Here is a 6,000-nt window from a genome sequence, read left to right as displayed (position 1 = left end):
CGATGCCTCAAGCGATACGTCGTCCGCGAGGTCCACACCGCCCTCCTTGCCGACTTCGCCGCTCTCCACACCCCTTGACAACCATAGGAGCATCGTCGTAGGGCGTGCGGCAACCGTCACGGGTGCATGGTCAGGGAGACCGGCCCGGCGTCATCCCAGCCTCTGGACGTCTCTGCTGGGGCAGGCTGAGCGGGGCTCGCCAGGTCGGCGGTGATGAATCTCATGACCGCGTCGATCACCTCCGGCTGACCCAGGACCCTGCGATGCCCCAGGTTGCGGGTGACGACAAGCCGGGCCCCGTGCGCGGCCGTGATCAGGTGGGCCTGCTCCAGCGGCACCAGATCGTCATCTTCGTCATGAATGACAAGAAGGGGGATGTTGAGGCTGGTCGGCAGGAAGGTCGCGGAGAATCGCTCCCAGATCTCCGTCTCGTGCGGGAACAGCTCTTCCTCGATCCGGCGTCGTAGCTCCTGCTTCACCCGTCCGGACAGGGCGAGCTGCCGGCTGAACTCGTCGACCAGGTACCCGAATTCGGATACGCCGCTGACGGCCACCAGCCGCCGGGCCGCGACGCCGTTGCGGACAGCTTGGAGGGCGCAGGGGACCCCGAAGGAATGGGCGATGACGGCCTCGAAGCGCCCGTACCGGCCCTGCAGGTGGTGGATCACCTCCTCGTATTCGAGGATGGTCGTGGCCGTACCGCCGGAATCCCCGTGGCCGGGGGCGTCGAAGGTGACGGGGCTGAACCCGAGGCCTCGCAGCACGGGCACGAATCCCGCGTACCGGGACCCACGCGACTGCCAGCCGTGCACCATCAGCACCGGCTTCTCGCCGTCGCCCCAGCGGTAGGTCACCACATCCTTCCCGTTGACGGAGACCCGTTCGACGACGGCCGCGTCGTGCGTCTCACGCTCGACGGTCCGTACCTTGCTGCGCCCCATCGGGCGGCGCCACAGCGCGAAGGCGGCTTTGCCGGCCGTCCGGGGCGACAGCAGGGACACGGCGTTCAGGGTCGATCCGACGAGCGATACCGCGTTTTTCATCTTCTTCCTCAGGCATGGCGACCGGGGCCGCGGAGTGTGGGGGCTGGCATCGCCACGGGCCGGCCCGGTGGCCGCGTGCGGGCGGTGGCGGTGCGCGGTCGTGATCCTTCATTTTCAGCACGACCGTTCGTGCTTGTCGCCGAGCGTAGCAGCCTCACCGGCAGTTAGTGGAGTATGATTACCGAACGTTCGTACGCGAGGGGATGTGCATGGCGGGGCGACCACGAGACGACCAGGCGCGGAACCGGATTCTGCGCCGGGCGGCGGACATCGCGTCGCGGAACGGGTTGGAAGGCCTGTCCATCGGCGGGCTCGCCGGCGAGTTGGGCGTGAGCAAGAGCGGACTCTTCGGCTACTTCGGCTCCAAGGAGGAGCTTCAGCTCGCCACCGTTCGAGCCGCGGCCCGGGTCTTCATCACCGAGGTCGTCGAACCCGCACTGGGCGCGCCGCCCGGGCTGGGGCGAGTGTGGCGGCTGTGCGAGAGCTGGTTGACCTACTCGCAGCGGCGGGTCTTCCCGGGCGGCTGCTTCTTCTTCACCGTCACCACCGAATTCGAAGGCCGGCCCGGCCGAGTCCGGGACGCCATTGTCGCCGCCAGCCTGGACTGGCGGCGCCTGGTTGCGCGCACCGTCGAAGACGCCCGTCAACTCGGTCAGATCATCGAAGGCACCGACGCGGAGCAGCTCGCCTTCGAGCTGATCGCCCTCATGGAGGCCGCCAACGGCGTCTCGCTGCTGCACGACGAGGCAGTCGCCTACCAGCGCGGACGCACCGCCGTCCAGGCGCGCTTGCGCGCCCTCGCCACCGACCACACGCCGCTGCCCTGGGCCTCGTCGTGACGCGGCGACGGGTCCCGGTCACTCCGGTGAGCCCGGCGAGAGACGACTACCGGTTCGGGCCAGCGGCCCCGGTGGACCGACGACTCGAATCCCCGCCGAGCGCTCAGGGAGCGCCGGGCTCCGGGGCAAGGAGTTCCCGGGCCGCCTCCACGACCTCGACGACCGGCACGTCGGTGACGAAGGAGTCCCGGTGCGGGCACTCGCCGTCGCCCGGCCGGTGCGGATAGATGCCGGGGGTGCAGTCGACCCCGCAGACCGGGCAGAGCACGGTCCACGAGCTGATCGGCCGGTGCCGGCCGCGCAGCAGGTGCGCGACCGTGATCAGGTTGCCGACCCAGTAGATGCCGACGGTGGCGGTGCCCACGGCGGCGGCCAGGTGCAGCGGCCCGGTGTCGTTGGAGATCACCAGCTCGCAGCCGGCGTAGCAGCCGGCCAGCCCGCCGAGGCTGAGCGTGCCCACCTGCGGCCGCACCGGCACCCCGGCCGCCGCGACCACCCGGTCCACCACGTCCCGCTCGGCTGGGGTGCCGGTGACCAGCACCTCGTACCCGTCGCCGACCAGTTCGCGGGCGACCTCGGCGAAGCGTTCGGCGGGCCAGCGCCGGCGGGTGTCCGTCGCGCCGGGATGCAGCGCGACCCTCGACCGCCGCAGCGGGCCGAGCACCCCGGCCGCCTCGGCCCGGTCGGCGTCGGTGACGGCCAGCGCCGGCACGACCGTGCTGGCCGACGCGCCCACCAGCGCCGCGACCTCCAGGTAGCGGATCACCTCGTGCTGGTAGTAGACGTACCGGATCCAGCGGTCCAGCGGCGGCGCGTCCTCGGCCCGTGCCCCGGCGGTGACCCGGGCGCCGAGGGCGGCGACGAGCGGGTTGGAGTTGGCCCCGCCGCCGTGCAGTTGCAGCGCCAGGTCGAAGCGTTCCTTGCGGGCCGCGGCGAGGAAGCCGTCCGCCGACGACTCCGGTTCGCCCGGCTCCGGGTAGCGGATCCCGGGCGCGGGCGGCACCACCAGCACCCGGTCCACCGGGCCGGGCCGGTCGCGCAGGAACTTCGCGTGCCACGGCGCGCCGAGCAGCACGATCTCCGCCTCCGGGTACGCGGCGCGCAGCGAGTCCAGCGCCGGCAGGACGAAGATGAAGTCGCCGAGCGCGTTGGCGCGCAGCACGGCGATCCGCTCCACGTCGGGCACCCGCCCGGCGACCGGGCCGAGCAGGTCCGGGGTGACCACGCGACCCCTACGGCCGGTCGGTCTCGCCGACGGCGATGTCCGGGTGGTGCATCTCCCGGTCGGCGGCCGGGTCGACGACGGTCCGCGTACCGACGGGGGCGCCGGCCCTGCCGACGGTGATGGTGCGCGGCGCGGGCCGCGCGGCCCGGGGCAGGCGGACCCGGAGCAGTCCGTGGTCCATCACCGCGTCGATGGCGTCGGGGTCCACCCGCGACGGCAGGTCGACGCGGTACTCGAAGCCCCGGGTCTCGAAGCCGCCGGGGATGCCGTGGTCGGCGTTGACCTCCGCCTCGGAGCGGGCCCGGACGCACAGCTCGCGGTCGTCCAGCTCGACGGCCACCTCCTCGGGCGCCACCCCGGGCAGCCGCACCACGACCTCCCAGCCGTCGGCGGTCTCGGCCAGCTCGACGTCCGGCGGCCCGGCCCGTCCGCCGACCAGCCGGCGCAGCTCGGAGCGCAGGGACTGCAACTCGCCCATCGGGTCCCAGCCCTGCTGGCGACCGCGCCAGCCCCGGCCGGACCCGCCGCTCTGCTCGCTCATGCCGCCGGTCCTCCGCTGCGCTCGCTCATCGCACCTCTCCGATCCGCTGGGCGGCCGCCGTGGACCGCAGTGAGCTGGGGGCGTCCAGGCCGGCGTCCCGGTCCACTCCGACGCCGAGCCGGTCGACCAGTTCCCCGCCGAGCCAGGCGCTGATGCCGAGGATGGCCAGCGCGACCACCTCGATGGCGATCAGCGCGCCGCCGGCGCCCCGGGACTCGGCGTTGAGCCGCACCACCCAGATCGCGGCGAACAGCAGGATCACCGCCAGGTTGGCGGCGGCGTGGGTCAGCGCCACCCGCTTGGCGCGGGTCCCCGAGGGGATGGCCAGCAGGTCGACCGTCCCGGCCGCCGCGGCCAGCAGGCCGCCGACGAGGCCGACGGTGATGTTCCAGTACGCGACCTCGCCGAGGAGGTCGGGCCCGCCGACGGTGTCCACCACGTCGAACAGGACCGCCGTGACCAGCAGGGCCACCGGGAACATGACGAGCATGGGATGGACGGGGTGGCCCAGCACCTTGAGCCGGCTCTCCACACGGGCCTCCACTGCTCGGTCTCTCCGGGGTGGGTCGGGTGAGGCGGTACCCCCGCCGCCGAGGGACAAACCTCGCGCCGGTCAGCGCCGCCTAGGCTGGCGGGCGACGGGCGCGCCGCCCCGTCGGGATCAACGCACGGGGGAGGGTCACGTGACGGTGGAGATCACCTCGCACGAGGAGCTGCGCGATCTGCTGGGCGAGCCGATGCCGCGGGCGCTGAACAAGGAGCGCCCCGTCCTGCACCCCCGGGACCGGCAGTGGCTCGCCGCGTCGCCGTTCTGCCTGGTGGCGACGGCCGGCGCGGACGGCACCTGCGACGTCTCCCCGAAGGGCGACCCGCCCGGCTTCACGCTGGTGCTGGACGAGCGGACGATCGCCATCCCGGAGCGGCCGGGCAACCGGCGCGCGGACGGCTACCGCAACATCCTGGACAACCCGCACGTCGGGCTGATCTTCCTGATCCCCGGGCGCACCGACACGCTGCGGATCAACGGCCGGGCGCGGCTGGTCCGCGACGCCCCCTGGTTCGACGACATGGTGGTGAAGGGCCACCGGCCCGTCCTCGCCGTCGTGGTGGAGATCGAGCAGATCTTCTACCACTGCGCGAAGGCGTTCCTGCGGTCCCAGCTCTGGCAGCCGGAGAGCTGGCAGCCGGACGCGCTGCCGTCCCGGGCCCGGCTGGTCAAGGAGCTGGAGGCGCCCGAGGAGAGCCTGGCCGCCCTGGAGCGCCACTACGGCCCGGACTACGCGAAGAGCATCTACACCTGACCGTCCCCGGTCGGGCTGCCAAACCCGGTGACCGCCACCCGCCCGTTCCCGGCCCGCGCGACCTGCCGGCGCGGGCCGTCCGGCCGGCCCGACGTTTGGGCCGGCTGCCGGGGGTACTGATGGGACGTTCCGCCGCGCCCCATGCGGCACCACACACCCCCTGGACACGGGTCGAAGGAAGGACGGACCTCCCATGCCCACGCGCAGCAACTCGGGATCGACCGCGACCAAGAACCCCCCGGGCAACCAGACACCGAACACCCCGGACATCAACGAGAGCGAGATCGCGCGGATGAAGGTCGACGACCTCCGCGACCGGCTGCGCCGGCGCGGCGTCACCGACACCGCCGATCTGAAGAAGGACGACCTGGTCAAGGCCCTGATCAAGAGCATGAAGGCCGACTCGGGCCCGGCCGGCTCCGGCCGCTCGGGCGGCTCGTCGGGCTCCTCGTCCGGCGGCATCCGGACCGGCGCGCAGACCTCACGGTCGCTGAAGTACTCGCAGGTCATCGACTCGGTCGACGACGAGCCGGAGCGGCCCGGCCGCAGCCTGGTCACCACCGATCACGAGGTGATCCGGCAGTGGGCCGAGGCCCGTGGCGGCGTGCCGTGCACCGTCGACGGCACCGACCACGACGGCCACGCCGGCGTCCTGCGCTTCGACTTCCCGGCCAACGGCCGCGAGGACCGGCTGCGGGAGATCAGCTGGGAGGAGTGGTTCGACGCCTTCGACAAGCGCCGGCTGAACTTCATCTACCAGGAGGAACGCTCCGACGGGAAGCAGAGCAACTTCTTCCGGCTGGAGAGCCCCGACCGCGAGGACGGCTGAGCCCGTCGTACCCGTCGAAGGCCCGGGTCGGCACGCCGCCGACCCAGGCCTTCGCGCGCGGCCGGACTTCGCGCGCGGCCCGGCCCTCCCGCCCGGCCCCGACCGTCCCTTGTGGTGTTCCGGCAGGTCCGGCGATTGAGCGCCCTCGACCGGGGTAGGAGTTCAGGCAGACGAGGGACGGCTCTCCCCTCCGACGAGAGCGATTCGACCAACGAGGAGGAA

At 72.7% G+C, this 6,000-nt stretch carries 7 protein-coding genes; 3 read left to right on the top strand and 4 right to left on the bottom strand.

The window, feature by feature from the left end:
- Nucleotides 1–116: 116 nt before the first annotated feature.
- On the bottom strand, nucleotides 117–1,043 hold the full coding sequence (locus ACWENR_RS12140) for an alpha/beta fold hydrolase (protein WP_452277033.1): 927 nt from the start codon (nucleotides 1,041–1,043) through the stop codon (nucleotides 117–119).
- Between the two features lie 167 nt (nucleotides 1,044–1,210).
- On the opposite strand from ACWENR_RS12140, the gene ACWENR_RS12135 reads away from it, so the two are divergent.
- The gene (locus tag ACWENR_RS12135; protein ID WP_452277032.1) at nucleotides 1,211–1,882 is read left to right on the top strand and encodes a TetR/AcrR family transcriptional regulator; all 672 of its coding nucleotides are present in this window, start codon (nucleotides 1,211–1,213) and stop codon (nucleotides 1,880–1,882) included.
- A gap of 103 nt (nucleotides 1,883–1,985) precedes the next feature.
- Here the strand turns inward: ACWENR_RS12135 and ACWENR_RS12130 are convergent, their stop codons facing one another.
- The 3 genes from ACWENR_RS12130 to ACWENR_RS12120 are packed head-to-tail and all read right to left on the bottom strand — an operon-like array spanning nucleotide 1,986 to nucleotide 4,180.
- On the bottom strand, nucleotides 1,986–3,107 hold the full coding sequence (locus tag ACWENR_RS12130; protein ID WP_452277031.1) for a glycosyltransferase family 9 protein: 1,122 nt from the start codon (nucleotides 3,105–3,107) through the stop codon (nucleotides 1,986–1,988).
- 7 nt (nucleotides 3,108–3,114) lie between these two features.
- The gene (locus tag ACWENR_RS12125; RefSeq protein ID WP_452277030.1) at nucleotides 3,115–3,648 is read right to left on the bottom strand and encodes an Hsp20/alpha crystallin family protein; all 534 of its coding nucleotides are present in this window, start codon (nucleotides 3,646–3,648) and stop codon (nucleotides 3,115–3,117) included.
- A 25-nt stretch (nucleotides 3,649–3,673) separates the two neighbouring features.
- Nucleotides 3,674–4,180 carry a DUF2231 domain-containing protein gene (locus ACWENR_RS12120; protein WP_452277029.1) on the bottom strand — a complete coding sequence of 169 codons (507 nt, stop codon included), beginning with the start codon at nucleotides 4,178–4,180 and terminating at the stop codon, nucleotides 3,674–3,676.
- A gap of 151 nt (nucleotides 4,181–4,331) precedes the next feature.
- Here ACWENR_RS12120 and ACWENR_RS12115 point away from each other — a divergent pair, with 151 nt between their 5' ends.
- Complete coding sequence (locus tag ACWENR_RS12115) at nucleotides 4,332–4,949, top strand: pyridoxamine 5'-phosphate oxidase family protein (RefSeq protein WP_452277028.1); 618 nt, start codon at nucleotides 4,332–4,334, stop codon at nucleotides 4,947–4,949.
- Nucleotides 4,950–5,142: 193 nt separating this feature from the next.
- Nucleotides 5,143–5,778, top strand: coding sequence for a hypothetical protein (locus ACWENR_RS12110; protein WP_452277027.1), 636 nt, complete (start codon nucleotides 5,143–5,145; stop codon nucleotides 5,776–5,778).
- Nucleotides 5,779–6,000: the final 222 nt, after the last annotated feature.

The sequence above is a fragment of the Micromonospora sp. NPDC004336 genome (assembly GCF_053602615.1).
Note: the sequence above shows the minus strand (reverse complement) of the source record. Positions and strands in the feature narration are given on the sequence as shown.

Excerpts from the sequence above, each read along its gene's own strand:
- ACWENR_RS12140 (WP_452277033.1), bottom strand. The coding sequence starts at position 1,043 with ATGAAAAACGCGGTATCGCTCGTCGGATCGACCCTGAACGCCGTGTCC.
- ACWENR_RS12125 (WP_452277030.1), bottom strand. The coding sequence starts at position 3,648 with ATGAGCGAGCAGAGCGGCGGGTCCGGCCGGGGCTGGCGCGGTCGCCAG.
- ACWENR_RS12110 (WP_452277027.1), top strand. The coding sequence starts at position 5,143 with ATGCCCACGCGCAGCAACTCGGGATCGACCGCGACCAAGAACCCCCCG.